Genomic DNA, 24920 nt, shown 5'->3' with positions numbered 1-24920 from the left:
ATTTTTATTATGCGTTTTGGTAAAGTGATTCGACTTGTTGTTGAAGCGATTCGTTCTCGAGGAACTGGTCGTACGTCGCTTCTTTGTCGACAATCCCATTCGGCGTCACTTCGATGATGCGTGTCGCAATCGTCGAGATGAGCTGATGGTCATGTGAGCTGAAGAGGAGTACGCCTTTGAACGTCTCGAGTCCGTTGTTGAGCGCTGTGATCGATTCGAGGTCCAAGTGGTTCGTCGGATCGTCAAGGACGAGCACGTTCGAGTTCGAGAGCATCATCTTCGAGAGCATGCAACGAACTTTCTCTCCCCCTGAGAGGACAGACGCTTTCTTCATGACTTCTTCGCCAGAGAAGAGCATACGGCCGAGGAAACCACGGAGGAACGTATCTGACTCGTCAGCTGGTGAGAACTGGCGTAACCAGTCCAAGATGCTCTTATCTGAGCCTTCGAAGTATTCCGAGTTGTCTTTCGGGAAGTACGACTGGATCGTCGTCACGCCCCATTTGACCGTACCCGTGTCTGGCTCCATCTCACCCATGAGGATCTTGAAGAGCGTCGTGATAGCGACGTCGTTGCGACCGACGAAAGCGACTTTGTCCATCTTGTTCAATGAGAACGTGACGTTGTCGAGTACTTTGACACCGTCGATCGTCTTCGAGACGTTGTCGACGTACAAGACGTCATTTCCGATTTCACGTTCCATCGAGAAACCGACGAACGGATAACGGCGTGATGACGGACGGATGTCGTCCAGTGTGATCTTATCGAGCAACTTTTTACGCGACGTCGCTTGACGCGCCTTCGAGGCGTTCGAGCTGAAACGGGCGATAAAGTTTTGGAGCTCTTTGATCTTCTCTTCTTTTTTCTTGTTCTGGTCGTTGGCCATGCGCGATGCGAGTTGGCTCGACTCGTACCAGAAGTCGTAGTTCCCGACGTACAGTTGAATCTTACCGAAGTCGAGGTCAGCCATGTGTGTACAAACTTTGTTCAAGAAGTGACGGTCGTGGGAAACGACGATGACAGTGTTCTCAAAGTTGATCAAGAACTCTTCGAGCCATTGAATCGCTTTGATGTCAAGTCCGTTCGTCGGCTCATCGAGGAGCAAGATGTCTGGCTTACCGAACAACGCTTGGGCAAGGAGTACCTTGACCTTCTCGCCACCCGTGAGCTCGCTCATGAGTTTATGGTGCGACGCGTCAGTGATGCCGAGACCTTGAAGCACCGTTGCGGCTTCCGACTCGGCTTCCCAACCGTTCATCTCAGCGAATTCACCTTCGAGTTCAGCGGCACGCATGCCGTCTTCGTCAGAGAAATCTTCTTTCATATAGATTGCATCTTTTTCTTTCATGACTTGATACAAGCGCTCATGACCTTTGATGACTGTTTCAAGCACAGCCTGGTCTTCGTACGCATAATGGTCCTGTTTGAGGACGGCGAGACGTTCGCCAGGTGAGAAGCTGACGTCACCCGTTGACGTCTCTTGCTCACCGGAAAGAATTTTCAAGAATGTTGATTTACCGGCACCGTTCGCGCCGATCAAGCCGTAACAGTTGCCTGGTGTGAACTTGATGTTCACGTCTTCGAACAACTTACGGCCACCGAATTGAAGACTTACGTTATTTACTGTAATCATGTATAGAATACCTCGTTTTTCTGATTTGTTTACGACGTGTATTGTATCACGTTTTTTAAAAACGCGCAGTCGCGGGTAAATATGAAACAAATGTGGAACGGATTCGTATGAATGGATAAGGGGGAATCGTTCATGAAAACATCACTATCGATCCGCGAGGCGTGGAACGACTACTACCGCAAGGATTTCGTCCGACTGTTGCTCGTGTTCTTCGTGACAGGCGTCGTCTCGTATTGGTTATTCCGCACGTTCGTCGCGGCCGAACAAGTCGACGAGATTTTAGCCCAACTCGGCGAATCGTTTGAAGCGAGCGGGCTGACGTTCGACTCGAGTCCACGTGACATGATGATCGCCTTGTTCGTGAACAATACACGTGTCACGTTGCTCGCCTTCTTGCTCGGGATGATCCCGCTCTTCATCCCATATGTGTTCGTCGTCATCAACGCTGCCGTCATCGGCCTCGTCGCCATGCTCGTCGGTTTCACGGGCGAGTCGGTCGTCAAAGTGCTCGTTCTCGGGATTTTACCGCACGGCGTCACCGAGATCTCGGCGATTCTGCTCGGGGCGGCGATGGGACTGTCGCTCAACCGTCATGTATGGAAGAAGTTACGAGGAAAAGAAACGGACGTCACGTTCAAAGCGCTATTGCTCGTAGGGGTCAAGACGTTCTTATTTATCGCGGTCCCGCTCCTCGCTGTCTCCGCTGTCATCGAGGCGTACGTCACGCCGCTATTGCTACAGTAAAAGTCATCGCAGGATGGCTTTTTTTTATTTAAAGTGATGTGTCGTCTCGAGACAGCGCAGCGGGGTAATGCCTTCTATGGTGACTTCGCAGTTCAACTGCCAGACTTCGAACCCGTCCGCGATCGCGTCACAGATCAGCCGGCGGATGGCCTCGTCATGTCTCCGCTTCGGATTGCCGGTGAAGACAGGCGCATCATATAAAAAGACATACAATAAAACGGCCCGGCCTGCTTGTGGCAACGTCGTGATCAGCGTTTCAAGATGACGGATGAACCGTTTCGTCTCGACAGGGGTTTGCCTTGCGTTTCCTTCAAAGCGAGGGAGCGGCGTCACGAACAGTTCCGTCAGCGGTGTTTTAACTTCCATGTAGACTGCATCGACTTTGAAATCGAGGCGTGAACCGCCTGACACGATTTCACGTTCGACACGTTCTGGAGACGGAAAGACCGGCAAAGCGTCCGCTTTCAAGAGATGTTCGACGTAGTCGTTGGCCCGTCCTTGATGGATGCCGATCCAGCGCTTGTCTCGGTCAATCGAGATGGCTTCCACCGTGAAAGCAGTGTGGCGTCGCGGATTGTTTGCCGCCGAAACGAGGCAAGGCACACCGTCGAAGACGAGATCACCGATTCGCCCTGTGACCGGACAGTGGCACGCGACAATCTTGTCATCGAGCAACACGTCCATGACGAAGCGGTTGCGCCGCTTGACGATCACCCCTTCTTTTAACGGTCGTTCAAACCGGTACATCGTCAGCCCGTGCGGACGACCGTCGTGTCGAGCTCGAACGTCACGTTGCCGGCCAAGGCGCGTGAAATCATACAGCCGTCTTTCGCTTTCTTAGCAATTCGTTCGACGAGCGTGATATCCCGGTCGGTCGCCGCAGCGCGGACGTTGATCACGGTTTTATAACGGATCGTCTCGTATGTGAACACGCCGTTCGTCACGTCGACGATACCTTCGGCGTCGATCGTGATGCCTTGATGAAAAAGATCGCTCCGTCCAAGCATGGCCGCGAGCGTGATGATATAGCACGTCGCCGCAGCTCCGAGGAGCATCTCATCGGGATTCGTCCCGATACCCGGTCCGTCCATTTCCGGGGGAATCGAAATTTGTGTCTTCAACCGTTCGGCCTCGATCGTGCCGACGTCGTTACGTCCGCCGGTCCAGTCAAGGTTCATGTGAAACGTATGCTTCATAAAAATCGCCTCCAATGTCTCTAGTGTAGAAGAGAATGATTGGAGGCGCATAGATTATGCTCGCGCGCGTTCGGCGAACGTGCGGAGCGTCTGGATAATGACGTGTGTCGCTTTTTCCATATTGTTGACGGAGACGTACTCGAACTTGCCGTGATAGTTCTCGCCGCCAGTGAAGATGTTTGGCGTCGGGAGACCCATATACGACAGTTGCGAGCCATCGGTCCCGCCGCGGATCGGTTCGATCACCGGTTCGATCCCGAGCTCGCGCATGACGTCGGCGACGGTGTCGACGATGTGTTTGACCGGCTCGATCTTCTCGGCCATGTTGTAGTACTGGTCGTCCATCTTCAAGTCGACGCGTGCCTCGCCGTATTTTTGTTTCCATTCGGCGACAAGTTTCTCGAGCAAGACTTTCCGGGCTTCGAACTTCGTCCGGTCGTGGTCGCGGATGATGTATTGGAGAACGGTCGTCTCGACATCACCCGAGAATCCGTTCAAGTGGAAGAACCCTTCGTAATGGCTCGTATGCTCCGGTGCCTCGTCGGCCGGAAGGCGGTTATGGAACGCCATCGCCAGTTTCATCGAGTTGACCATCTTGTTCTTGGCGCTGCCTGGGTGGACGTTCGTGCCGTGGAACGTGACGGTCGCTCCGGCGGCGTTGAAACTCTCATATTGAAGTTCGCCAAGCGGACCGCCGTCCATCGTGTAGGCGAAGTCGGCATTGAAGCGGGCGACGTCGAACTTGTGGGGGCCGCGCCCGATCTCTTCATCCGGTGTGAACGCAATCCGGACCGGTCCGTGTGGGATTTCCGGATGCGCCAGTAAGTATTCGACCGCCGTGACGATTTCAGCCATGCCGGCCTTATCATCGGCACCGAGGAGCGTCGTCCCGTCTGTCGTCATGAGCGTATGGCCGACGTAATCATCAAGTTCGGGGAAGTCACGCGGTGACAAGATAACATTGAGTGCCTCGTTCAAGACGATATCGCCACCCGCATAGTGTTCAACGAGTTGCGGATTGACGTTGGTGCCCGTAAAATCGGTCGCCGTATCGACGTGAGCAAGCAGCCCGATCGTCGGCACGTCATGGTCGACGTTACTCGGCAACGTCGCGAACAAGTAGCCGTACTCGTCGGTCTCGACGTCCTCGAGCCCAATCGCCTTCAGTTCGGCCTCGAGATGGCGGATCAAATCCCACTGTTTCGCCGTCGACGGCGTCGTCTCACTCGTAAAGTCAGATTGCGTGTCAATTTTGGCATACGTCATCAACCGTTCAATCAATTTTGCTTGCATAAAAAATACCTCCCCATATCGTTTCTCATCCGTTTTAGTGTAGCACGGGAACCGTTTGGAGAAGTATCAAAATTGTTTGAAAAATGGACAGGCGACCGAAGCGCCTGTCCATCGTTTACTGGATGATGACACCGCCGTCAATGACGAACTCGGCGCCCGTGAAGTAACTCGACTCGTCTGAGGCGAGGAACAAGACGAGGTTCGAGACGTCGGCCGGCTTTCCGATTCGTTTAAGCGGCACCGCCCGTCACAAGCGCGACTCCACCTTGTACACGTTTCATTGTCCTTCCTCCTTTTCAAAAAAGAAAGCAACCGTCTTCTTTAACATCATTAAGCGAGAATTCTCCCACCTCTAAGCGTCTGGGGCGAGGCCCAACGTAGGTGGGAGATGAATCGCCCGTACATAAACCTCTTGGGCACCCCTGTGACATAATTACGAACATAAGTTCTTGATTCCGTCAGATTTCCCTTCCCCCGCCGCGGGTATCGGAATGGGAAGAGAATCATCCTGACGCCGGGTGTGAAGGAGGGACAGACATGCTGAAGGGCTATAAATACCGGCTCTATCCGACGGCGGCACAGGCCGAGTTCCTGGTCAGGACGATCGGCTGCGCCCGGTTCGTCTACAACAAGCTGCTCGAGGACCGCATCGCCCTCCACGAGGAGGCGAAGGCGAACGGCGGGCCGAAGCGGAAGCCGCCGACGCCGGCCTCCTACAAGCCGCTGTTCCCGTTCCTCTGCGAGGCGGACAGCCTCGCGAACGCGAAGCTTCACCTCGACGCGGCGTTCGCGAAGTTCTTCGCCGGGACGGCCGGCTTCCCGGTGTTCAAGTCTAAACGGAAGGCGCGCGCGTCCTACACGACGAACAACCAGCACGGCACGATCCGCATCGAGGGGGACCGGGTCCGGCTCCCGAAGGTCGGGTTCATCCGCTTCACACAGCACCGAATCTTCGACGGCGAGATCCGGTCGGCGACCGTGTCGATGACGAAGACGGGCAAGTTCTTCGTGTCGCTCCTCGTCGAGCAGCCCGACGAGCCGTGGGTCCCGGCCGAGCACAAAATCGGGATCGATCTCGGCCTCGGGCACTTCGCCGTCATGACGAACGACGCGATGGTGACGGAGAAGGTCCCGAACCCGCGCAACCTGCGCGAGGCCGAGGCACGGCTGAGACGAGCGCAGCGCGCGCTCTCCCACAAGAAGCCCGGCAGCAGGAACCGCGAGAAGGCAAGGCTCGTCCTCGCGAAGAAACACGAGCAGGTCAAGAACCGACGGCACGACTCCCTCCACAAGCTGTCGCGACGCATCGTCGACGAGAACCAAGTCGTCGTCGTCGAGACGCTGAAGCCGAAAGAGATGATGCAGGACCGCCGCCTTTCGAAGTCGATCGGGGACGCCGGGTGGGGCGAGTTCGTCCGCCAGCTGGAATATAAGGCGAGGTTCTATGGACGGACGCTCATCAAGGCCGACCCGTGGTTCGCCTCGACCCAGGTTTGTTCGGCCTGTGGCGGGAACGGCGGCAAGAAGGATCTGCACGTCCGAGAGTGGACATGCGCCGCATGCGGCACGCACCATGACCGCGACGTCAACGCGAGCCTCAACCTGTTGCGTCTCGCCGACTGAAACACTTCAGGGCAGGGACTGCCCGACGAGCTTGGTCCACAACCGTGGCTGGTAAGAGCACGGTCTTCCCAAGAAGCTCCCACTTCAAGTTGCGAAGCAAATAAGTGGTGAGTAGTTCACTTATAATATGAGATGTCACATATTATGAAATATTTTGAACGCTTGTCAATTAGAAAAGAACAGGGAGTAGCAACGGCAACAAGAACGACGTGAGAATGGCTGTCAGTCCCATTGCGGCACCACCGGTCGCGCCTGAGAGCGGATGTTCGGTCGCGGCTTGGGCTGTCCCGATGCCGTGGCTGATCGTCCCGAGGGCGAGTCCGCGCGTGAACGGGTCGGTCACGTTGAACATAGATAGAATCACTGGGCCGAGCATGGCGCCAAGGATGCCGCAGGCGACGGCGACCGAAGCGGCGAGCGCGGCGTCACCTTGTAACTGTCGTGCCAGCTCGAGCGCAATCGGCGAGGTCACCGATTTGACGGACAAGGCGAGCAAGACGTGATCCGTCAACTTGAGTGCGGTCCCGAGACCGACAGCGACGAAAATCGTTGATAACGTCCCGAACACGATGGCACCGAGCGCTCGTTTAGCCCGAGCGAGCAGGATCGGCAAGTTGCGATAGAGCGGCAAGCCGAGCGCCACTGTCGCCGGCCCGAGCAGTGTCGTGATCGCATCTTTCGCCGGCGCATACGTGTCGTACGTCTGTCCAGAGCCGAGCAATAACAAGATGAGCGTGAGCGTGCTCAAAAAGACGACGTTCGTGAACGGGGACGCCCATTTGAATGACAGCTTCCGGCTCAACATATAGACGGCAATGGTAATCAATATCCAGAAGACGGTCATGACGCCTCACCGTGTTTTCCGGAAACGAGCGCCGTCACGACGAGGCCGATCGTCATGCTAATGATCAAGGCGAGGAAGAGCGGAATGCCTTCCGCCTTTAAAAGCGAGCTATACGACATGAGCCCGACCGCGATCGGGATGAAGAAAAAGGCGAGGTGCTTCGTCAAGAAGCCGGCGCTATCTTCGATCCATTCGACGCGGATGATCTTGGTCATCAATAAGAGCAGTAACAGGACCATGCCGATGACGCTCCCTGGCACTTTTAAAGCGAGCACGGCGACGATCCAATTCCCGAGCGCGCTCAAGCCAAATAAGAGCGAAAGGCCGATAATCCATTTGATAAGACGTTGCATGTGATTCATCCTTTCGCATATACGTTCAAAACGTAAGAATTTTCTCAAACTTATCCGTTTGGGTCAAGGTGTAGGCAATGTGATTGAACACAAAAAGAGATTTGACCGGTTCTCGGTCAAATCTCTTTTTGAATTATGCTTGTTGTTTCTTGCGGAACCGGGCGAAGAACTCATAGACGATTGGGACGATGAGCAACGTCAGTAACGTCGAACTTGTGAGTCCGCCGATGACGGTGACACCGAGACCTTTCGAGATGAGTGCGCCGCCTTCGAGTCCGAGGGCGAGTGGTGATAAGGCACCGATTGTCGCGAGCGCCGTCATGAGGATCGGACGGAGTCGCGTACCGGCTGCTTCAAGCAACGCTTCACGCGTCGATAGACCGGCTTCTTCTTTATGAATGACGCGGTCGATCAAGACGATCGCGTTTGTGACGACGATCCCGATCAACATGAGCGCACCGATCAAAGCAGATACGGAAATCGTTTCTCCCGTGATCAAGAGGGCGACGAGTCCGCCGATGATCGCGTAAGGGAGCGAGAACAATACGACGAACGGGGTGATGGCACCGCCGAACGTGACGACGAGCACCAAGTAGACGATGGCGATGGCTGCGAGCATCGCGAGGCCGAGCTGCGTGAACGATTCTTGAATCTGTTCTGTCACACCGCCGACGTCATACGAGACGCCAGTCGGGAGATCGATGTCAGAGACACGTTCTTCGATGGCGGCCGACGCTTCCGTCGCCTTGTCCGTGCTAAGTTCGACGCTGACGGTAGCAAGGAGCTTGCCGTCGCGCTGGACGAGTGTGTCCGGCGTCGTGCCTTCTTCGACTTCGATGAAGTCTGAGATTGGGCGCGGTCCGAACGGCGTCGTCACTTCTTGCGCTTGCAAGTCTTCAATGCTGTCATACGTGACTTGTTCCGTCGGGATGATGACGTCGAGCTGTTTGTCATCGATCGTCACACTGGCGAGCGGACTCGCTTGTGCTTGGAACTGACCGATCGTTTGAGCGAGTTGAGCGGCCGAGACGCCAGCTTCAGCTGCTGCTTGTTGATCGACGTTGAACGTGTACTGGACGTATGACTCACGAAGATCAGACGTCGCTTGGCGGACGTAGTCCGTCTCTTCTTCGATCGTCTCGATGAATGTCGGGACAATCGCTTCAAGATCTTCGAGCGAGTTAGCGTAGACGTTATACGTCACACCGCTCGTTCCGGCACCGCCGGCGAAGTTTTGTTCTTTCCATTCTCCGCCTGAGGCAAGTTCGTTCAATTGTTCGATGTCTGCCAATTTGACGTCGGCAAAGTCTTCTGTGTCCGGGTCGTACTGGACGATGAAGATCCCTTGCTTGTTATTCCCCGGGTTGAGCGGGTTTTCGCCACCGACCGTGAACTGGACGTCGGTCGCGTTCGGCTGGTCTTCCATAAAGTATGTCTCGGCGATCTCAGCAGCCGCGATCGAGTCGTCAAGCGTCTGTCCCGGTTCCGGGTCGAACGTGACGAACAGCGTCTTATCCGAACCTTGGTTCAAGAAGTTGACCCCGATGGCTGGGACGAGGGCGAAACTGCCGATCAAGAGAAGTGTCGCGAGTCCGAAGACGACGAGCTTATGGTTGAGTGACCAGTTGAGCACACCGCGGTACCATTCGGCAAGTTTACCGGGTCCTTCTTCCGGCTTCAGCTTGTCACGGTTTTTAAAGAACGAATCGGCCATCATCGGTACGACCGTGATCGCGACGAGGAGCGAAGCGAGCAAGGCGAAGACGACGGTCAAGGCGAACGGCAAGAACAGTTCGCCGACGAAGCCGGTCACGAAACCGAGCGGCAAGAAGACGGCGATCGTCACGATTGTTGATGACGCGATCGGGACGAACACTTCTTTCGTCGCGGCGATGATCAACGCTTTGCCGCGTAACGGTTCGTTCGGACGAGTGAGTCGACGATAAATGTTTTCGATGACGACAATCGAGTCATCGACGACGCGTCCAATCGCGACGGTCATCGCCCCGAGCGTCATGATGTTGAGCGTGATATCGAGTTGCTTCAAGACGATGAGCGCCATCAAGAGCGATAGCGGAATCGAGATGACAGCAATAATCGTCGAACGGAAGTTACGAAGGAACACTAAGATGATCAAAATGGCGAATAGTCCGCCGAGTAACGCCTTCGATACCATCGTCTCGACCGATGCTTCAATCGGCTGACCTTGGTCGAGTGTGATTGAGACGTTCGCCGTATCATATTCGGCCTCAAAGTCGTCTAAAATCGTTTTGACGGCGTTGACGACGTCGACGGTGTTCGCGTCTTGTGTCTTCGTCACTTGAATCCCGATCGAACGTTCTCCGTTCGACCGCGAGATCGATTCTTCGATGCCGCGGTCTTCGATTGTCGCGAGTTCGCTTAAAGCGACGGTCGGGACTGTTGTCGGCACATTCGCAGGTGGGACTGTGCCTGGGACTTCGCTTGGCAATTCAGGTGTCTCGCCAGCCGGGAATCCGCTTGGCGCCCCTGGGACAGTCGGTTCAGCAGCTGGAGCTGGTGAGTAGGGGATTTGCAGGTCACGGAACGCTTCGAGCGTCTCCGACTTCCCGTCGATGACGACGGCCTGTTCCGTATCCCCGAGCTCGTACAAGCCGAGCGCGATGCGGGCATCGTTTGCTTGAATCAACTGTTTGACCGCATCTTCTGTCAAGTTGTATTCAGCAAGTGCGGCCTCGTCGAAGCGAAGCTCGACGCGACGGACTTCTTGACCGGCGATTTGGACGAGCTGGGCACCTTCGACACCTTCAAGGGCCGGTTGGAGCTCGTCTTCGACAAGTTTTGTCAACTCAGCCAAATCGAGGCTTTCATCTGAAACGGCTGCCCCGACGACCGGGAAAGCGTCGAAGCTGAGGCGTGACACTTGCGGGTCTTGGACGGACTCTGGCAGCTCGACGTTGCTGAGTGCATCTTTGACCTGTTGTTCAGCCGCTTCCATATCCGTGCTGAAATCATAATCGATTTGAATGTTCGAAGCGTTTTGGAACGAAGACGAACGGACTTGTTCGACACCGTTCAAACTCTTCAAGCGATCTTCGAGCACGGAGCTCACTTCGTTGAGCACTTGTTCAGGGGAAGCACCGGGATAAATCGTCGTCACCGAGACGGTCGGTGTCGTGATGTCAGGCAGTGTCTCTAGTTTCATCGTCAGGCCGGCAAAGATTCCGGCGGCCGTTAAGATGATCGTCATCAACCAAACGGCAAACTTGTTGTTGACGGAGAAGGTCGTGATCTTTTGCATGGGGTTCATTTCTCCTCTAATAATTAGTCTAGTTTCCCGAATCGATGTGTCGGGCGCGCTCGATGAGTCGAGCGATAATGTCTTGTTTTAAAGCGGTAGGGGGGACGCCGACATTGAAGTGTTCGGACATCATCATCCCTTCAAGGGCGTAGCGGATGATCATCGTCTCGACGGGATCGCTCGTCTGTTGAAATCCGGCGAAGAACGTGTCGATATCGTGCTTCCAACGGTCGGCGTACGCTTGATCGACGGCGAATAACGTCAAGAAGGCGATCATCTTCTCGGCATCGATATGAATCGGTGAGCGTTCCGGATAGAGTTTCGTCTCATCGAATAAGCGGACGAACGCCTCGACCGGACCGTGGCCGTCAGCCTGAAGTGATTCGTATAAATCGTTTTGTTCGGTTTGAAGCCGTTCGACGATGGCGGTCAAAAGCGCTTCTTTCGACGGATAATGATATAACAGGCCACCTTTTGAGACACCAGCGGTCTTCGCGACTTCATCTAATGTCAGTTGGTGCACACCGTGCTCCATGATGATCTCGGTTGCGGCATCTAACAGTTTTTGTTTCGTGATAGTTGATCGGTTTGTCATTGCGTCACTCCTTTCTGTACCGACCAGACGGTCTTTTCATTTCAACTATAGGCGCCCCATCATTTTGAAGTCAAGAAATGATATCGTCAAAACTGTTAAGTTATAAATACATAAGCAATGTCAACATTTTCAAAAAAAGGTTGACATGAGAATGATTATCATTGATTATAGTGATTGAGAGTAATTATCATTACCAACAAAGAGACTAAAACGTGGGGGAATTACAAATGAACAAAAAGTACATGGCACTTGGACTTTCAGCAGCACTTACGACATCACTGCTTGCGGCTTGCGCGAGCACTGAAGAGACGACTACTACGGGGGACAATGAGACGGCAGAAGAATCAAAAGTCGTCAACGTCTACTCGAGCCGTCATTACGATGTCGACAAAGAGCTCTACAAACAGTTCGAAGAAGAGACGGGCGTGAAAGTCAACGTCGTCGAAGGAAAAGGTGATGAACTTCTCGAACGTTTGAACACAGAAGGTGAGAACACGGAAGCGGATCTCTTCATTACTGCTGACGCCGGGAACTTGCACCAGGCAAAAGAAGCAGGGCATCTTCAAGCGGTCGATAGCGATGTGCTTGAGTCGAACATCCCAGAAAAATACCGTGACACGGACAAGGAATGGTTCGGTCTCACGAAGCGTGCACGTGTCATTGTCTACGCGAAAGATCGCGTGAAGCCGGAAGACTTGTCGACGTACGAAGCGCTCACGGAAGAACAGTGGAATGGGAAAGTGCTCGTTCGTCCATCTGAAAACATGTACAACATCTCGCTCCTCGCGTCATTCATCGAAGTGAACGGTGTCGACCAAGCGAAAGAATGGGCAGAAGGTCTTGTCAACAACATGGCACGTGACCCACAAGGGAACGATCGTGATCAAGCGAAAGCCGTCGTCGCCGGTGAAGGTGATGTGGCCATCATGAACACATACTACATGGGTCTCATGTTGAACTCAGAAGACGCGGAAGAGAAGAAAGTCGCTGAAGCGCTCGGTATCTTCTTCCCGAACCAAGACACGACAGGTACGCACGTCAACATCTCTGGAATCGCGATGACGAAAGCGGCAAAGAACTCTGACAACGCGAAGAAACTCATGGAGTTCATGTCTGACCCGTCAGCGCAAGAGCAGTTCGCAAGCGCCAACTACGAGTACCCGGTCAACGAATCAGTCGAGCCGAACGAGCTCCTCAAATCATGGGGTGAGTTCAAAGAACAAGATATCAACCTATCTGTTCTCGGTGAAAATCAGCAAGAAGCCATCCGCATCTTCAACGAAGCTGGTTGGAAATAAGACGACTTCGGCTTGAACGCATGTTCAGGCCGAAGGTTTTTGCGTTTCCTGACAGTCTAAAGGTATGACCGGGACGATGAAACTGATATGATGGGACAGGAAGTAAATGAAAGAAACGGGAGCTGTAAGACATGAACTGGTATGCAATCAAACGACAACTGAATGGATGGTCCATCCTGAGCTTTATCGCGTTGTCGTTTATCGTCCTGCCAGGAATCGTTGTCTTAGTAGAACTGTTCGCACCGGTCAATGACAATTGGCAACACATCCGCGAATATCTGCTGCCGACGTACGTGAGGAACACGTTGTTCATCATGCTCGTGACCGGTTTCTTGACGACCATCATCGGAACGAGCCTCGCTTGGTTCGTCACGGTGTATGACTTCCCGTTACGGCGATTCTTCAAATGGGCGCTCATCTTGCCGCTCGCAATACCGCCGTATATCGGTGCTTACACGTATCATGGCATCTTGAACTACACCGGCGTCATCCAGACGACGCTGCGCAACGAGTTTGGCATCACCGTGGATCAGACGTACTTCAATATCATGACGATCCAAGGGACGATCTTCATCTTCACGTTGTTCTTATATCCGTACATTTATACGATCACACGCGCGTTCCTACACAACCAGTCATCGTCGATGATCGAGAACGCCCGCATCCTCGGACGCGGGTCGTGGGATATCTTTTTCACCGTCGTCATCCCGATCTCGCGCGTCGCCATCATCGGTGGCGTCAGTCTCGTCTTGATGGAAGTGTTGAACGACTACGGCGTCGTCAAATACTTCGGGATCCAGACGTTCAGTACGGCCATCTTCAGCACGTGGTTCGGTATGAAAGACACGTCTTCAGCGTTAAAACTTGCCGGCACGCTCATGATCATCGTCATCGCCATCTTGATGGCGGAACGACTCGTCCGAGGCCGCAAGCAGTTCAGCTATGCGACGACAAAAGTGAAGCCGCTCAAGCCAAGACCGTTGAACGGCTGGCACCGCTACGCCGTGTTCGGTTACGTGGCGACGATCTTCGGTATCGCTTTTGCGATCCCGTTCATCCAACTCGTCGCTTGGACGTTCTTGACGTTCGAGCAAGTGTTCACGGCTGAATTTTTCCGCCTCGTCTGGAACACGGTGAGCGTCGCCTTTATCGCGACAATCATCATTCTCGTATTCGCACTCATCATCGCCAACTATACGCGGCTGTTCCCATCGAACATGACGCGCGTCATCTCGAAAGTGACGACGCTCGGCTACTCGATCCCGGGAGCGGCCATCGCCATCGCTGTCATCACGTTGTTCTTACTATTAGACGAATGGGTGCTAAAAGCAGCGCTCGCGCTCGATGTCGGACAGACGTTCGTGTTCCGGACGACGCTCATCATGCTCATCTTCGCCTACGTCATCCGTTTCCTCGCCATCGGTTACAACTCGATCGAGAGCGGATTCGAGAAAGTCGGGAAGTCGTTCACGGAAGCGTCACGTATGCTCGGTTGGGGCACGGTGCAGACGTTCTTCCGGGTCGATATCCCGATGATCAAAGGGGCGATCATGAGCGCGTTCATCCTCGTCTTCATCGATATTATGAAAGAGTTGCCGCTCACGCTGTTCTTGCAGCCGTTCAACTTCTCGACGCTTGCGACGCAGGCGTTCAAATATGTCAGTGATGAGAAGATTCACGAAGCGGCGCTCGCGTCGATCGTCATCGTTCTCATGAGCGGATTGTTAATCTTTGTGTTCCATAAGGTGCTTGATAAGGAGGCCGACTAATGTTTGTTCAAATCAACGATTTACACTTCAGCTATAAAGGTGCGCAAGCAGAGACGATCAAAGGGTTCTCGCTCTCGATCACGAAAGGCGAAATCGTATCCCTCCTCGGCGACAGCGGTTCGGGGAAAAGTACGATCTTGCGCCTGATCGCCGGTCTCGAGATGCCAAATCAAGGCGTCGTCGTCGTCAACGATTGCGTCTGTTGTGACGACTGCCAGTTTATGCCGCCCGAACAACGCGGCGTCGGCATGGTGTTTCAAGACTATGCGCTCTTCCCGCACATGACCGTTGAGAAGAACATCCGCTTCGGCCTCCATAAGCTCAGCCGGAAGGAGCGGAACGAACGGGTCGAGGAGATGCTCACGCTCGTGAACTTATCTGAGTTCCGACATCGCTATCCGTATGAGCTGAGCGGCGGTCAGCAGCAGCGTGTCGCGCTCGCGCGTGCGCTCGCACCGAAGCCGTCTCTCTTGATCTTAGACGAGCCGTTCAGTAACTTGGACACGTCGCTCCAACACCGGATCCGCGACGACTTGCGCCGTCTCCTCAAACAGACGGGCACGACGACGATCTTTGTCACGCACGACGAGGAAGACGCGGAAGCGCTCGCCGACCGTATCGTCTATCTCGGAGAAGGCAAAATTAAAAAGCAGGTCATGACGGAGAACAACAAGACGTTCAACCCGCAGATTCCTTGCTTTGTGTAAGTACGGCGCACTCATTGATCAAAAATGGGTGCGTCTTTTTTTGTGAAGTTCATTACTCAAAAAATCGATTGTCTAAAACGGACAGATGCTCCTGCCAATCCGACCAGTAGGACTGGAGTGATGTGATCAATCCATGCCCACCAAAGCTAATTGTACTTTCGTGGGACGCATAAATGATCCAGTTCATTTTTTGGTCAAACCAATAGCGTTCTAAATAACGACCTTCATAACAAGGATCTAATGAAGCGGTGTCGATTTGCCATAGTGTACGGTCCTCATGCAGTTCAAATATAAGCTCCGTCCCTTGGTCCCATACCCATTGGCGGATTTCTTCGATTTTTTGATCAACATCTTCAATATAATCGCTGTCGAATGCAATCACATCGAGTCGAGGAGAAGTGGAAAGAGGGTACCAATAATACGAATCGTTCACACCCCAAATGGTGCGAATTCTTCTCTTTAACTGATTTGCGAATGGTTGTGAAAGTCGAGTCCTCATGACTTGAAACTCCTTATCCTAAATCTATGCATTTTTTGCTACATTCACTATATATGGAAAACAGAAAAAATGCCCTTAGATTTTTTATCCAAGGGCGTTTCGTGTCTACTTCGCTGTCTGAGACGGCTTCGACTCATTTCCAAGCCGGTCGATCGCCGTCACGTAATACGTTGCCTGCCCGTTCGTGACTTCAACGCTCTTCCGGGCGTGTGACGGGACGCTCTCGATACGTGTCGCGTTCCCGTCGATGACTTCATAGACACGGTAGCCGATGACGGCATCGTCACGGACCGCGTGCCATGTGAGCAAGTTACCGCTTAACGTGACGTTCGTCGGGGCGTCGAGTTCGACTGTCGACTTGATCTCGCTATCGACAAGCTCCGTGTAAACGACGAAACGTTGGTCATAACCGCCGTCCCCGAACGTACCGGAACACGTGATCAAGTTCAAGTTGCGATTTGACGTGGCGCCAAAAATCTCGTCGATCGGGGCATTTTTCGTGTCATAACTCTCTGTTTTTGTGACACGAAATCGCAGCGTGTTGCCGTTCTCGTCGATAATCGTCACGTCATCGCCTGTCTTCAGTTGATCGAGTTCATAAAAGACGGCGGGCCCCGTCTTACTATCAACGTGTCCGGCGACGACGGCGTTGCCTTTACTGCCTGGTTTGACACCGGGTTCGAACCAGCCGACTTGATTCTCGTCAACGGGTACGCCCATCTGTCCGTTATCGAGCACGCCGACTTGTTCGATCGCGGTGTCGACATTGATGCTCGGGATTTGAATCTGGACAGGTGTCACGGCTTTAGTGCTTTCCTCTTCCTCGGCTAAACGAAGTTTCTTCACCTCTTCCTGTAGAAGTGAGAATTCAGCCGATAAATCTGGGCTCTCCTCTATTTGTTTTTCTTCTACAGGTGGTGATGACGATTCTTGAGCGCTCGTCCACGACCAGAAGCCGAAACAAAATAGAGAGAGCGCCAAAAACAAATGGCGCTTGTTCATTGGGCTCTCTCCTTATTTATTATTGAACAGATTGTTTACGGTTGCGAAGCGTGACAAAGGCGAGCATGATTCCGCCAAGTATAGCAAGGCCAGCGTAAAGGGTATTCATTGATTGTGCTTGTGCACCACCGAGACCTGTTTCAGGCATCGCTTCAGGCATTGTCGTTTCAGCGAACTTGTCAGGCATTTGTGTCACGATCGCGTTACCAAGTGTTTCACCAACACCGAACATGAACGCGTATCCTTCACGGAATGACATCCAAGCTGCATCTGCGTTACCGGCTACATATTGATCAAACGTTTGAAGCACGAGTGCCTCATGTTGCATGATCGCTTCTTGACCGGCCGCTTGTGGCAAGTTGCCTTCTGTCGCCGCATCGAGGAACGTGCTGAAGTCGACAGCGAACTGATCGAGTTTCATGCGTGCTTCTTCGATTTTAGCTTCGTCGCCTTCAAGTGTTGCTGCGACGATGTCACCTTGTGCTGTGATGTGGTTCCCGTTCCATACTTTTTCAAACTGAGCCGCACCTTCGTCACCGTAGACCGAACCGATGGCTGCTTTAAAGTCGAGCGTGTTTTGATCTTCAGCCCAGCTGACGTAGTCGAAATCTTCCGCTTTGTCGTAGCCTTTTTGCATGCCGATCGCAGCGAGGGCAAAGTGTTCACCGGCGAGGCTGTTCAATGTCGAACGAAGCTCTACAGCTGGCGTGTCAGCAGGTGTCGGGAACTTGTCAGGCATTTGCGTGACGATTGCTCCTGAGAGGGCTTTACTGATGTCGAACATGAGCTTGTAGCCTTCACGGTATGTCATGTAAGCCGACTCGTAGTCACCGGCGACGTAGTTATCAAACACCGAGAGAACTTGGTCTTCGTGAAGTTCAAGGACGTCAGCGGCTGCTTCTTTCGGTAAGTTGCCTTCTGTCGCAGCATCGAGGAATGTCGAGAACTCTTCGACGAACTCATCGACTTCGGCTTCAGCCTCGGCACGAAGTTCTTTGTCGTCTGACTTGGCAGCTTCGACGAAGTCAGGCGAGTAGTCGTTATGGCCGGCGAAGATGTCTTCGAACTGAGCCGCGCCTGCATCACCGTAGATTGAGGCGATGGCTGGCGTCATGTCAAGCGCGTTTTGATCGAGTGCTTTTACTACGACTTCGGCATCAGGTGCCCCGTCGTAAGCTTTCATCATCGATGTGACGGCTAAGACATAATGCTCAGATAGTAATTGGTCGAGCGTGGCACGAAGGTCTCCAGCTGGTGTGCTCGCTGTTGGAGAGTGGTCAGCTGCCTGTGCGTTCAATGGTACGAGTAACCCCAGTGCCAGTGCCGGTGCAACAAATTTGTTCATTGTTTTTTTCTTCATGTTCAATCGCTCCTTTTTTGTGAGTGGTTGTCGTTGTTTACACCCATCTAACGGAGCGATTCAAAAAATGGATCACTTTTTGATTATTTTTTTTCGTTTTTTTGTTGAAGTGTGCGGTACACCCCTGGTGCGACGCCATATTTCCGTTTAAAAATCCGGTGGAAATAGGGATACGTTCGAAACCCGGACAGCTCGGCGATCCGTTCGAGCGAGTGTTGTGTATACCGCATTTGCTCTTCGGCGAGCTGAAGCCGGATCGTGTGCGCGTACTCGATGATCGTCATCCCGGTCACTTCCTTAAAGAGGTGCACGGTCCGCGACACGCTCAAGCCGACGGCAGCGGCGACGTCGTCAATTTTGAAGTCGGCGGTGACGTTTCCTTCTATATAACGCATCATGCGAGACACGACCGGGGGACGTACATTCGTCCGGACGTCTCGCATCGACCGATCGAGCATGAGCAGAAGCGCCTCGGTCAACTTCTCGATCAACGCTGTGCTCTGTTCATCGGTCGGTCGTCGTGCCTCTTCCGTGACGTGTTGCCAAAGCGACAGGAGGCGAGGGTCAATCGAGATCGTGGTGAGCTGTGAGCGGGTAGTCGTCGACCACCAGGCGTCGAGCGTCGGACCAGCGCAGAACAAATGATAGTCGCCACTCGCCGGGGTATCGATATTCAACTCATAGTAGTCACCCGGTTTGACGAGCAACAGATCGCCGGGGTGCGCGACGTATGTCTCCCCGTTGACGAGGATTCGGGCCGACCCTTCAGTCTGCAAGCGGATCAAGTACGTGTCCAACCGGTTGGCGAACGGAAAAGTATATGCTGCTGTGTGATACGAATAGCCACAAAAGCCGATTTCCATCGAATTACTCCTTTATAATAGCAAGATTGTGCATATCTTAATCATATCATGGATAGGCACAGGCGGCGGGACAAGGTACGATGATGACGTCAGATTTGAACCGATGATGAGGAGGAGACTTTTATGAAACAATGGTGGAAAGAAGCGGTCGTCTATCAGATTTATCCGCGCAGCTTTAACGACTCGAACGGGGACGGAATCGGGGACATCCCGGGCATCACGGAAAAGATGTCCTATTTGGCTGAACTCGGGATCGACGTCATCTGGTTGTCACCGGTGTACGATTCGCCGAACGATGACAACGGCTATGACATCCGCGACTACCGTGCGATTATGGATGAGTTCGGGACGATGGACGATTTCGATGCGATGCTCGAAGAGGCGCACCGTCACGGCATCAAGATCATGATGGACCTCGTCGTCAACCATTCTTCCGATGAGCACCAATGGTTCATGGAGTCTCGGTCTTCGAAAGACAGCCCGTACCGCGACTACTACATTTGGAAAAAAGGCGAGAACGGTCAGCCGCCGACGAACTGGGGGGCTTTCTTTGGCGGCAGCGCGTGGGCGTACGATGAAGCGAGCGACGAATATTATCTGCACTTGTTCAGTAAGAAACAGCCCGACTTGAACTGGGAGTCGGAGACGCTGCGCCGCGAAGTGTACGATTTGATGGCTTACTGGCTCGACAAAGGCGTCGACGGTTTCCGGATGGACGTCATCAATATGATCTCGAAAGACCAAAGCTATCCGGACGGGAAGACGCGCGGGACGGGCTACGGAGACGGAACGCCGTTCTTCTTCAACGGGCCGCGCATCCATGAGTTCATGCAAGAGATGAATCGTGAAGTGTTGTCGAAGTACGATACAATCACGGTCGGGGAGATGCCGGGTGTCAGCGTCGACGAGGCGAAGCTCTACACTGGTGAAGACCGTGACGAGCTCAACATGGTGTTCCATTTCGAGCACGTCGACGTCGGCAACGGTAGCTTTGGGAAGTGGAATCCGACCGACTGGAAGCTGACGGAGCTGAAGACGATCTTCTCGCGTTGGCAAGAAGGACTCGAGGAAGAGGGGTGGAACAGCCTGTATTGGAGCAACCACGACCAACCGCGGGCGATTTCGCGATTCGGCAACGATTCGGATGAGTACCGGGTCGTCTCTGGCAAGATGCTTGCGACACTCCTGCACATGTTGAAAGGGACGCCGTACATTTATCAGGGCGAAGAGTTCGGCATGACGAACGTCGCGTTCGACTCGATCGACAAGTACCGTGACATCGAGACGCTCAACGCGTATCGCGATTACACATCGAACGATTTGTTGACGCACGAGGAGATCTTCCGCGGCATCCACGCCCGCGGACGCGACAATTCGCGGACGCCGGTCCAATGGTCGGCTGACGCGCAAGGTGGGTTCACGACCGGTACGCCGTGGATCGATGTCAATCCGAACTACGTTGACGTGAACGCGGAAGCGGCACGTCTTGATCCGAATTCACTCTTCCATTACTACCGTCAGTTGATCGCGCTGCGGAAACAGAATCCGGTCGTCGTCTACGGGAAGTATGAGCTGTTGCTCCCTGAAGACGAAGCCGTCTACGCGTTCACGCGGGCGCTCGAAGGAGAGACGTGGCTCGTGCTGTGCAACTTCTCTGCTGAAACACAAGAACGGACATTGCCGTATGACGTCAAAGACCGTGTCATCGGCAACATGGAGCCAATCGAACCGTTCACGCTTCGTCCGTACGAGGCACAAGTGTATAAACTATGACAAAAAACTCGCCCAAGCGGCGAGTTTTTTTCGGGCGTATAGTATTCTCCAAGGCATTCGGGAATAGGAAGAGTAGATTCCGACTTAAAAGGGGGAAACGAGATGAAGACGTTGATTGCGTATACGTCACGATATGGTACGAGCGAGAAAGTCGCCCATCTTTTGGCCGCACGGTTGTCCGGAAACGTCCACGTTCAAAACTTGGTCGATGAGCCAGACGTCGATTGGGCAACGGTCGACCACGTCATCGTCGGGGGATCGATCCGGATGGGGAAAGTCCAAGACGAGCTGACCGACTGGTTGAAGCAAAATGAAGTCCAATTGCTTGAACGTCCGCTCGGATTGTACTTGTGCGCCGGCACGCCGACCGCGGCGGAGCGGCAACGTGAGCTCGAAGGCGCGTACGGGGAACATTTACGAGCACACGCCTACTTCGTCGAAGTCGTCGGTAGCGGCTATGACTTTGAGCGGATGGGCTTCCTCGACAAAGCCATCGTCCGGATGATGGCCAAACAGACGGTCAGTTCGCTCAATTTGGACGAAGCACGGTTGAATGAGCTCGTCGAGTCGGCTCAAGCGTCACTTCGCACCCGATCTGAGAAACCATAAGCGAATAAGTCGTGCGCTTCGACCGGGCTACTCGTGGAGATGAGGACATCTCCACTTTTTTGTTCGCCTTCGATGTGTTTTAGCACGACGTTAGCGAGCTGTCCGCCGATCTTTACAGAGATCGGGGCCGAATTCCGGCACGTGACATCTTCGATTGTGACGTGATCGGTCCGGTTGTCGCCGCCGAACAGTTCGATGTCGGCGCGGCTGGAAACGAACCCGCTTGTGGCAATTCGTTTTAATTGAACGTTCCGAGACTTATACTGGACGGCGAGCGCTGGATGTCCTGTATAATCATAGGACGGGTCACCGATGGCCGTAAAGCCATGGATCAATACGTCTTGATACGCCGATACGACGAGGCTACGGGGCGATGACTTGGCGTATAGCTTCGAGCGTACCGGTTCAATCGATAGTAAATTCGTTCCCGAGATGAACCGCGCCGTCTTCGACTCGGGATCGTCGGCCAAGTGGTGTCCGATGTGGCGAAAATTGAAGGACCGATTATCACGATACGAGACGTGCCCAAAAATATGGACGTCATGGGCGGCCGAGGACGTACCGTGGGCTTTCACCTCGACTCCTCCAAAACAACCTTCCGTCATATTGTTGACGAGCACGACGTGACGCGAACCGTCATCGACCTCGATGCCGTTTGAATTGGAGAAGCCGTGGGCGTGCGTACGTCCGTGCGGGTGATGACAGTAGCAGTTCGTGATGTAGATGGCGTCGCTATGATGCGTCGTGATGCCGTCGTCCCCATAGTTCGTCGCCTCGCAGCGATCGAGCCAGATGTAGCGGCTGCCTTTTTTGGCACGCGATCCGTCCCCGAGGTAATGGTAGTGAGGGGCGGTGATATCGAACGCGTGCAGTCCGGCACCTTTGGCGGTGACGTGATGGACCCAGGCGAATTTGACGTGGGCGAACGTCAACGCGCTCGAAGCCGTGTCTCCACTCGACGTCCGATCGACGTCGCCAAGGCGCTCGACGTTCCAGTCGAGCGTCAGATGGGCGACCTCGATGTGATGGTTCCCATAAAACGGTGTCGCATTTCGCAGCAGCCGGCGATGCTTCGGTGTGCCGTCGGCCAAGCGTAATACCGTGTCCTGCTGTCCCGCACCTTCGAGCACGCAGTTCGAGGGGATCCGGACGCCACGGACGATATAGACACCGGCCGGCACGTGGACGTGGCGGTTCGACCGAAGCGCGAGCCGGAATGCGAGCGTGCAGTCCGTCTTGCCGTCCCCGACGGCCCCGTAATCGGTCACGTCGACGTGATGGCGTGTCGTCTGCAGTAAATTCAAATGTTCCGCGTCGAGACGACGCATCCAGACGGGCCGGACGAGATCGTCGACGACCTCGAGCGGGAGTGCACTCGTCACCGGTGTGATCCGTTCCGTCATCGGCAAGTGGGAGCGGTACGACTTCGATTGGTCAGGATAATGGTCGTGTCGCGTCGCTTGATGCCAAGCGAGCGTCTCCGTCAATAGCTCATCTGTCGACCAGGCCGCGTAGCGGGCGATAGTGGCAGCGATATGCGTGCGGTCAATTTGATTCATCATATGAGTCGTCCTCCTAACGTTCACTACATGTGATGTACCCGTTTTGAAATTATTTTTAGCAAACCGAAGTATTTAGTAGACAGAAGCATTTATCCATGGTATATTACATATGTGCTTAATTAAGAATAGCTGGAAACATAATTCACAATCGCTTGGGATTATTTTTCATGAAAGATAATCCAACAAGTTTTGTGCTTTTTTTTGGTCAGTTTTTTCTAGTAAGGCACTACTAGAACGCACAGCGTTTATTTCAGGAGGGTTCATTATGAACACAGGTAAAGTAAAATGGTTTAACTCAGAAAAAGGTTACGGCTTCATCGAAATGGAAGGCGGAGACGACGTATTCGTACACTTCTCAGCAATCCAAGGCGACGGCTTCAAGACACTTGAAGAAGGCCAAGCAGTAACTTTCGAAATCACTGACGGAGCTCGTGGCCCACAAGCTTCTAACGTTGAAAAAATCTAATCTTCCTTTCTAAGGAATTTTATAACCTGCTCGCTTCGGCGAGCAGGTTTTTTCGTGTCTTCGTGTTTAATCAAATGCCGCAAGGGAATGATTATACGAGTGACTATGATAAGGGGGCTTTTTAAATGGATGCTAAAACAACGGCACAACAAATTCTAGATGCAAGCAACGTCGGAACGATGGCCACGGTATATAAAGGGAAGCCGCACAGCCGATACATGACGTTTTTCCATGACGGTCTGACACTCTATACGGCAACCTCGAAAGATACGGATAAAGTCGATGAGTTGAAGAACAATCCGTACACGCACGTCTTGATCGGCTACGACGGGGACGGGGTCGGCGACACGTATCTCGAGATTTTAGGAGAGACGTCGGTGTCTGATGACGAGTCGATGAAAGAAAAAGTGTGGAACGAAAAACTTGAGGGCTGGTTCGACGGCCCGGATGATCCAAAACTCGTCATTTTAAAAATCTCACCGCAATCGATGCGTGTGATGAATAAAAAAGGCCAACCGCCACAACAAGTTGATCTTTAACATAATTAAGCGAGAATTCTCCCACCTCTAAGCGTCTGGGGCGAGGCCCAGCGTAGGTGGGAGATGAATCGCCCGTACATAAACCTCTTGGCCACCCCTGTGACAGATATGACGAACATAAGTTCGTAATTCCGTCAGATTTCCCTTCCCCCGTCGCGGGTATCGGATGAGGAAGGCGTTCATCACGATCATCGGCCGAGAGGAGGGGGAGACATGCTGAATGGCTACAAATACAGGCTCCACCCGACGTCGGAACAGGCCGATTTCCTGGTCAGGACGATCGGCTGTGCCCGGTTCGTCTACAACAAGCTGCTCGAGGACCGCATCGCTATCCACGAGGAGACGAAGGCTGGGAGCGGCGCGAAGCGAAAGCCGCCGACGCCGGCCTCGTACAAGCCGCTGTTCCCGTTCCTCGCCGAGGCGGACAGCCTCGCGCTCGCGAACGCGAAGCTGCACCTCGACACGGCGTTCGCGAAGTTCTTCGCCGGGACGGCCGGCTTCCCGGTGTTCAAGTCGAAACGGAAAGCGCGCGCGTCCTACACGACGAACAACCAGCACGGCACGATCCGCATCGAGGGGGACCGGGTCCGGCTCCCGAAGGTCGGGTTCATCCGCTTCACACAGCACCGAATCTTCGACGGGGCCATCCGCTCTGCGACCGTGTCGATGACGAAGACGGGCAAGTTCTTCGTGTCGCTCCTCGTCGAGCAGGACGACGAGCCGTGGGTCCCGGCCGAGCACAAGATCGGGATCGACCTCGGCCTCGGGCACTTCGCCGTCATGACTATAAATGTCAACGTCTTTATGTACAATTTCGTTCGCTTAATAATGCTCACTATTGCTCACTTCATCAGCCACAGTTTGTTCTGACCGATGGTCTTTCAATCGATAAGAGTCCCCGGTGATTGGCAC

General features: G+C 53.6%; 23 protein-coding genes and 1 pseudogene. 10 read left to right on the top strand and 14 right to left on the bottom strand.

Annotated elements, in window-relative coordinates:
* Positions 1 to 7 precede the first annotated feature (7 nt).
* The gene (locus tag EVJ30_RS09665) at positions 8 to 1633 is read right to left on the bottom strand and encodes an ABC-F family ATP-binding cassette domain-containing protein (RefSeq protein ID WP_131468907.1); all 1626 of its coding nucleotides are present in this window, start codon (positions 1631 to 1633) and stop codon (positions 8 to 10) included.
* Positions 1634 to 1765: 132 nt separating this feature from the next.
* Between EVJ30_RS09665 and EVJ30_RS09660 the strand changes: the two genes are divergently transcribed.
* The gene (locus EVJ30_RS09660) at positions 1766 to 2377 is read left to right on the top strand and encodes a stage II sporulation protein M (RefSeq protein ID WP_161568833.1); all 612 of its coding nucleotides are present in this window, start codon (positions 1766 to 1768) and stop codon (positions 2375 to 2377) included.
* A 24-nt stretch (positions 2378 to 2401) separates the two neighbouring features.
* Here the strand turns inward: EVJ30_RS09660 and EVJ30_RS09655 are convergent, their stop codons facing one another.
* From EVJ30_RS09655 to EVJ30_RS09640, 4 genes and pseudogenes are all read right to left on the bottom strand, one after another.
* Positions 2402 to 3124: a DNA/RNA nuclease SfsA gene (locus tag EVJ30_RS09655; RefSeq protein ID WP_131468903.1), complete on the bottom strand. Its 723-nt coding sequence runs from the start codon at positions 3122 to 3124 to the stop codon at positions 2402 to 2404.
* Between the two features lie 2 nt (positions 3125 to 3126).
* Positions 3127 to 3573, bottom strand: a complete 447-nt coding sequence (locus tag EVJ30_RS09650) for an SACOL1771 family peroxiredoxin (RefSeq protein ID WP_131468901.1) — start codon at positions 3571 to 3573, stop codon at positions 3127 to 3129.
* A gap of 54 nt (positions 3574 to 3627) precedes the next feature.
* Positions 3628 to 4866 carry a peptidase T gene (gene pepT / locus EVJ30_RS09645; RefSeq protein WP_131457948.1) on the bottom strand — a complete coding sequence of 413 codons (1239 nt, stop codon included), beginning with the start codon at positions 4864 to 4866 and terminating at the stop codon, positions 3628 to 3630.
* Positions 4867 to 4981: 115 nt separating this feature from the next.
* Positions 4982 to 5107: pseudogene (locus tag EVJ30_RS09640) on the bottom strand (SDR family oxidoreductase); the annotation flags it as partial.
* Between the two features lie 296 nt (positions 5108 to 5403).
* Between EVJ30_RS09640 and EVJ30_RS09635 the strand changes: the two are divergent.
* Positions 5404 to 6489 carry an RNA-guided endonuclease TnpB family protein gene (locus EVJ30_RS09635; RefSeq protein WP_131468899.1) on the top strand — a complete coding sequence of 362 codons (1086 nt, stop codon included), beginning with the start codon at positions 5404 to 5406 and terminating at the stop codon, positions 6487 to 6489.
* 169 nt (positions 6490 to 6658) lie between these two features.
* On the opposite strand, the gene EVJ30_RS09630 is transcribed toward EVJ30_RS09635, so the two are convergent.
* The 4 genes from EVJ30_RS09630 to EVJ30_RS09615 form a co-directional block, all read right to left on the bottom strand.
* Positions 6659 to 7315 carry an LrgB family protein gene (locus tag EVJ30_RS09630; protein WP_236636076.1) on the bottom strand — a complete coding sequence of 219 codons (657 nt, stop codon included), beginning with the start codon at positions 7313 to 7315 and terminating at the stop codon, positions 6659 to 6661.
* 14 nt (positions 7316 to 7329) lie between these two features.
* Positions 7330 to 7686: a CidA/LrgA family protein gene (locus EVJ30_RS09625; RefSeq protein WP_131468895.1), complete on the bottom strand. Its 357-nt coding sequence runs from the start codon at positions 7684 to 7686 to the stop codon at positions 7330 to 7332.
* Positions 7687 to 7819: 133 nt separating this feature from the next.
* Complete coding sequence (locus EVJ30_RS09620) at positions 7820 to 10966, bottom strand: efflux RND transporter permease subunit (protein WP_131468893.1); 3147 nt, start codon at positions 10964 to 10966, stop codon at positions 7820 to 7822.
* Positions 10967 to 10994: 28 nt separating this feature from the next.
* Entirely contained in the window at positions 10995 to 11561 is a 567-nt protein-coding gene (locus EVJ30_RS09615; protein WP_131457942.1) for a TetR/AcrR family transcriptional regulator, read from the bottom strand.
* Positions 11562 to 11788: 227 nt separating this feature from the next.
* Here EVJ30_RS09615 and EVJ30_RS09610 point away from each other — a divergent pair, with 227 nt between their 5' ends.
* The 3 genes from EVJ30_RS09610 to EVJ30_RS09600 all read left to right on the top strand — a co-directional run bounded on the left by EVJ30_RS09610 (position 11789) and on the right by EVJ30_RS09600 (position 15335).
* Complete coding sequence (locus EVJ30_RS09610) at positions 11789 to 12859, top strand: Fe(3+) ABC transporter substrate-binding protein (protein ID WP_131457941.1); 1071 nt, start codon at positions 11789 to 11791, stop codon at positions 12857 to 12859.
* A gap of 131 nt (positions 12860 to 12990) precedes the next feature.
* Entirely contained in the window at positions 12991 to 14628 is a 1638-nt protein-coding gene (locus EVJ30_RS09605) for an ABC transporter permease (RefSeq protein ID WP_131457940.1), read from the top strand.
* A complete protein-coding gene (locus EVJ30_RS09600; RefSeq protein WP_131457939.1) occupies positions 14628 to 15335 on the top strand; it encodes an ABC transporter ATP-binding protein in 708 nt (235 codons plus the stop codon). The genes EVJ30_RS09605 and EVJ30_RS09600 overlap by 1 nt, the downstream gene beginning before the upstream one ends.
* 52 nt (positions 15336 to 15387) lie before the next feature.
* On the opposite strand, the gene EVJ30_RS09595 is transcribed toward EVJ30_RS09600, so the two are convergent.
* From EVJ30_RS09595 to EVJ30_RS09580, 4 genes are all read right to left on the bottom strand, one after another.
* A complete protein-coding gene (locus tag EVJ30_RS09595; protein WP_131457938.1) occupies positions 15388 to 15834 on the bottom strand; it encodes a hypothetical protein in 447 nt (148 codons plus the stop codon).
* 105 nt (positions 15835 to 15939) lie between these two features.
* Positions 15940 to 16836, bottom strand: a complete 897-nt coding sequence (locus EVJ30_RS09590) for a class F sortase (RefSeq protein WP_131457937.1) — start codon at positions 16834 to 16836, stop codon at positions 15940 to 15942.
* Between the two features lie 19 nt (positions 16837 to 16855).
* On the bottom strand, positions 16856 to 18181 hold the full coding sequence (locus EVJ30_RS09585; RefSeq protein ID WP_236636075.1) for a globin family protein: 1326 nt from the start codon (positions 18179 to 18181) through the stop codon (positions 16856 to 16858).
* A 98-nt stretch (positions 18182 to 18279) separates the two neighbouring features.
* Positions 18280 to 19059: a helix-turn-helix domain-containing protein gene (locus EVJ30_RS09580; RefSeq protein ID WP_131468889.1), complete on the bottom strand. Its 780-nt coding sequence runs from the start codon at positions 19057 to 19059 to the stop codon at positions 18280 to 18282.
* A gap of 123 nt (positions 19060 to 19182) precedes the next feature.
* Here EVJ30_RS09580 and EVJ30_RS09575 point away from each other — a divergent pair, with 123 nt between their 5' ends.
* Both EVJ30_RS09575 and EVJ30_RS09570 read left to right on the top strand, forming a co-directional pair.
* Positions 19183 to 20832 carry a glycoside hydrolase family 13 protein gene (locus tag EVJ30_RS09575; RefSeq protein WP_131457934.1) on the top strand — a complete coding sequence of 550 codons (1650 nt, stop codon included), beginning with the start codon at positions 19183 to 19185 and terminating at the stop codon, positions 20830 to 20832.
* Between the two features lie 102 nt (positions 20833 to 20934).
* The gene (locus EVJ30_RS09570) at positions 20935 to 21441 is read left to right on the top strand and encodes a flavodoxin domain-containing protein (RefSeq protein WP_131457933.1); all 507 of its coding nucleotides are present in this window, start codon (positions 20935 to 20937) and stop codon (positions 21439 to 21441) included.
* On the opposite strand, the gene EVJ30_RS09565 is transcribed toward EVJ30_RS09570, so the two are convergent.
* A complete protein-coding gene (locus EVJ30_RS09565) occupies positions 21405 to 23003 on the bottom strand; it encodes a glycoside hydrolase family 55 protein (RefSeq protein ID WP_131457932.1) in 1599 nt (532 codons plus the stop codon). The genes EVJ30_RS09570 and EVJ30_RS09565 overlap by 37 nt on opposite strands.
* A gap of 265 nt (positions 23004 to 23268) precedes the next feature.
* On the opposite strand from EVJ30_RS09565, the gene EVJ30_RS09560 reads away from it, so the two are divergent.
* From EVJ30_RS09560 to EVJ30_RS09550, 3 genes are all read left to right on the top strand, one after another.
* On the top strand, positions 23269 to 23469 hold the full coding sequence (locus EVJ30_RS09560) for a cold-shock protein (protein ID WP_016507985.1): 201 nt from the start codon (positions 23269 to 23271) through the stop codon (positions 23467 to 23469).
* Between the two features lie 125 nt (positions 23470 to 23594).
* Complete coding sequence (locus EVJ30_RS09555; protein WP_070328358.1) at positions 23595 to 24008, top strand: pyridoxamine 5'-phosphate oxidase family protein; 414 nt, start codon at positions 23595 to 23597, stop codon at positions 24006 to 24008.
* Positions 24009 to 24221: 213 nt separating this feature from the next.
* Positions 24222 to 24878 (top strand): RNA-guided endonuclease TnpB family protein, encoded by a 657-nt coding sequence (locus EVJ30_RS09550; protein ID WP_236636074.1) that lies wholly within the window; start codon positions 24222 to 24224, stop codon positions 24876 to 24878.
* Positions 24879 to 24920 lie beyond the last annotated feature (42 nt).

Source organism: Exiguobacterium sp. SH5S13 (assembly GCF_004337085.1).
In the GTDB taxonomy this organism is placed as follows: domain Bacteria; phylum Bacillota; class Bacilli; order Exiguobacteriales; family Exiguobacteriaceae; genus Exiguobacterium; species Exiguobacterium aurantiacum_A.
The sequence above is the reverse complement of the archived record's forward strand: the minus strand, read 5'-3'. Positions and strand labels throughout refer to the sequence as shown.

What these genes read in the sequence shown, in the direction of transcription:
- EVJ30_RS09665 (WP_131468907.1), bottom strand. Translation starts at nt 1,633, where the DNA reads ATGATTACAGTAAATAACGTAAGTCTTCAATTCGGTGGCCGTAAGTTG.
- EVJ30_RS09660 (WP_161568833.1), top strand. Translation starts at nt 1,766, where the DNA reads ATGAAAACATCACTATCGATCCGCGAGGCGTGGAACGACTACTACCGC.
- EVJ30_RS09655 (WP_131468903.1), bottom strand. Translation starts at nt 3,124, where the DNA reads ATGTACCGGTTTGAACGACCGTTAAAAGAAGGGGTGATCGTCAAGCGG.
- EVJ30_RS09650 (WP_131468901.1), bottom strand. Translation starts at nt 3,573, where the DNA reads ATGAAGCATACGTTTCACATGAACCTTGACTGGACCGGCGGACGTAAC.
- pepT (WP_131457948.1), bottom strand. Translation starts at nt 4,866, where the DNA reads ATGCAAGCAAAATTGATTGAACGGTTGATGACGTATGCCAAAATTGAC.
- EVJ30_RS09635 (WP_131468899.1), top strand. Translation starts at nt 5,404, where the DNA reads ATGCTGAAGGGCTATAAATACCGGCTCTATCCGACGGCGGCACAGGCC.
- EVJ30_RS09625 (WP_131468895.1), bottom strand. Translation starts at nt 7,686, where the DNA reads ATGCAACGTCTTATCAAATGGATTATCGGCCTTTCGCTCTTATTTGGC.
- EVJ30_RS09620 (WP_131468893.1), bottom strand. Translation starts at nt 10,966, where the DNA reads ATGCAAAAGATCACGACCTTCTCCGTCAACAACAAGTTTGCCGTTTGG.
- EVJ30_RS09615 (WP_131457942.1), bottom strand. Translation starts at nt 11,561, where the DNA reads ATGACAAACCGATCAACTATCACGAAACAAAAACTGTTAGATGCCGCA.
- EVJ30_RS09610 (WP_131457941.1), top strand. Translation starts at nt 11,789, where the DNA reads ATGAACAAAAAGTACATGGCACTTGGACTTTCAGCAGCACTTACGACA.
- EVJ30_RS09605 (WP_131457940.1), top strand. Translation starts at nt 12,991, where the DNA reads ATGAACTGGTATGCAATCAAACGACAACTGAATGGATGGTCCATCCTG.
- EVJ30_RS09600 (WP_131457939.1), top strand. Translation starts at nt 14,628, where the DNA reads ATGTTTGTTCAAATCAACGATTTACACTTCAGCTATAAAGGTGCGCAA.
- EVJ30_RS09595 (WP_131457938.1), bottom strand. Translation starts at nt 15,834, where the DNA reads ATGAGGACTCGACTTTCACAACCATTCGCAAATCAGTTAAAGAGAAGA.
- EVJ30_RS09590 (WP_131457937.1), bottom strand. Translation starts at nt 16,836, where the DNA reads ATGAACAAGCGCCATTTGTTTTTGGCGCTCTCTCTATTTTGTTTCGGC.
- EVJ30_RS09585 (WP_236636075.1), bottom strand. Translation starts at nt 18,181, where the DNA reads ATGAACAAATTTGTTGCACCGGCACTGGCACTGGGGTTACTCGTACCA.
- EVJ30_RS09580 (WP_131468889.1), bottom strand. Translation starts at nt 19,059, where the DNA reads ATGGAAATCGGCTTTTGTGGCTATTCGTATCACACAGCAGCATATACT.
- EVJ30_RS09575 (WP_131457934.1), top strand. Translation starts at nt 19,183, where the DNA reads ATGAAACAATGGTGGAAAGAAGCGGTCGTCTATCAGATTTATCCGCGC.
- EVJ30_RS09570 (WP_131457933.1), top strand. Translation starts at nt 20,935, where the DNA reads ATGAAGACGTTGATTGCGTATACGTCACGATATGGTACGAGCGAGAAA.
- EVJ30_RS09565 (WP_131457932.1), bottom strand. Translation starts at nt 23,003, where the DNA reads ATGATGAATCAAATTGACCGCACGCATATCGCTGCCACTATCGCCCGC.
- EVJ30_RS09560 (WP_016507985.1), top strand. Translation starts at nt 23,269, where the DNA reads ATGAACACAGGTAAAGTAAAATGGTTTAACTCAGAAAAAGGTTACGGC.
- EVJ30_RS09555 (WP_070328358.1), top strand. Translation starts at nt 23,595, where the DNA reads ATGGATGCTAAAACAACGGCACAACAAATTCTAGATGCAAGCAACGTC.
- EVJ30_RS09550 (WP_236636074.1), top strand. Translation starts at nt 24,222, where the DNA reads ATGCTGAATGGCTACAAATACAGGCTCCACCCGACGTCGGAACAGGCC.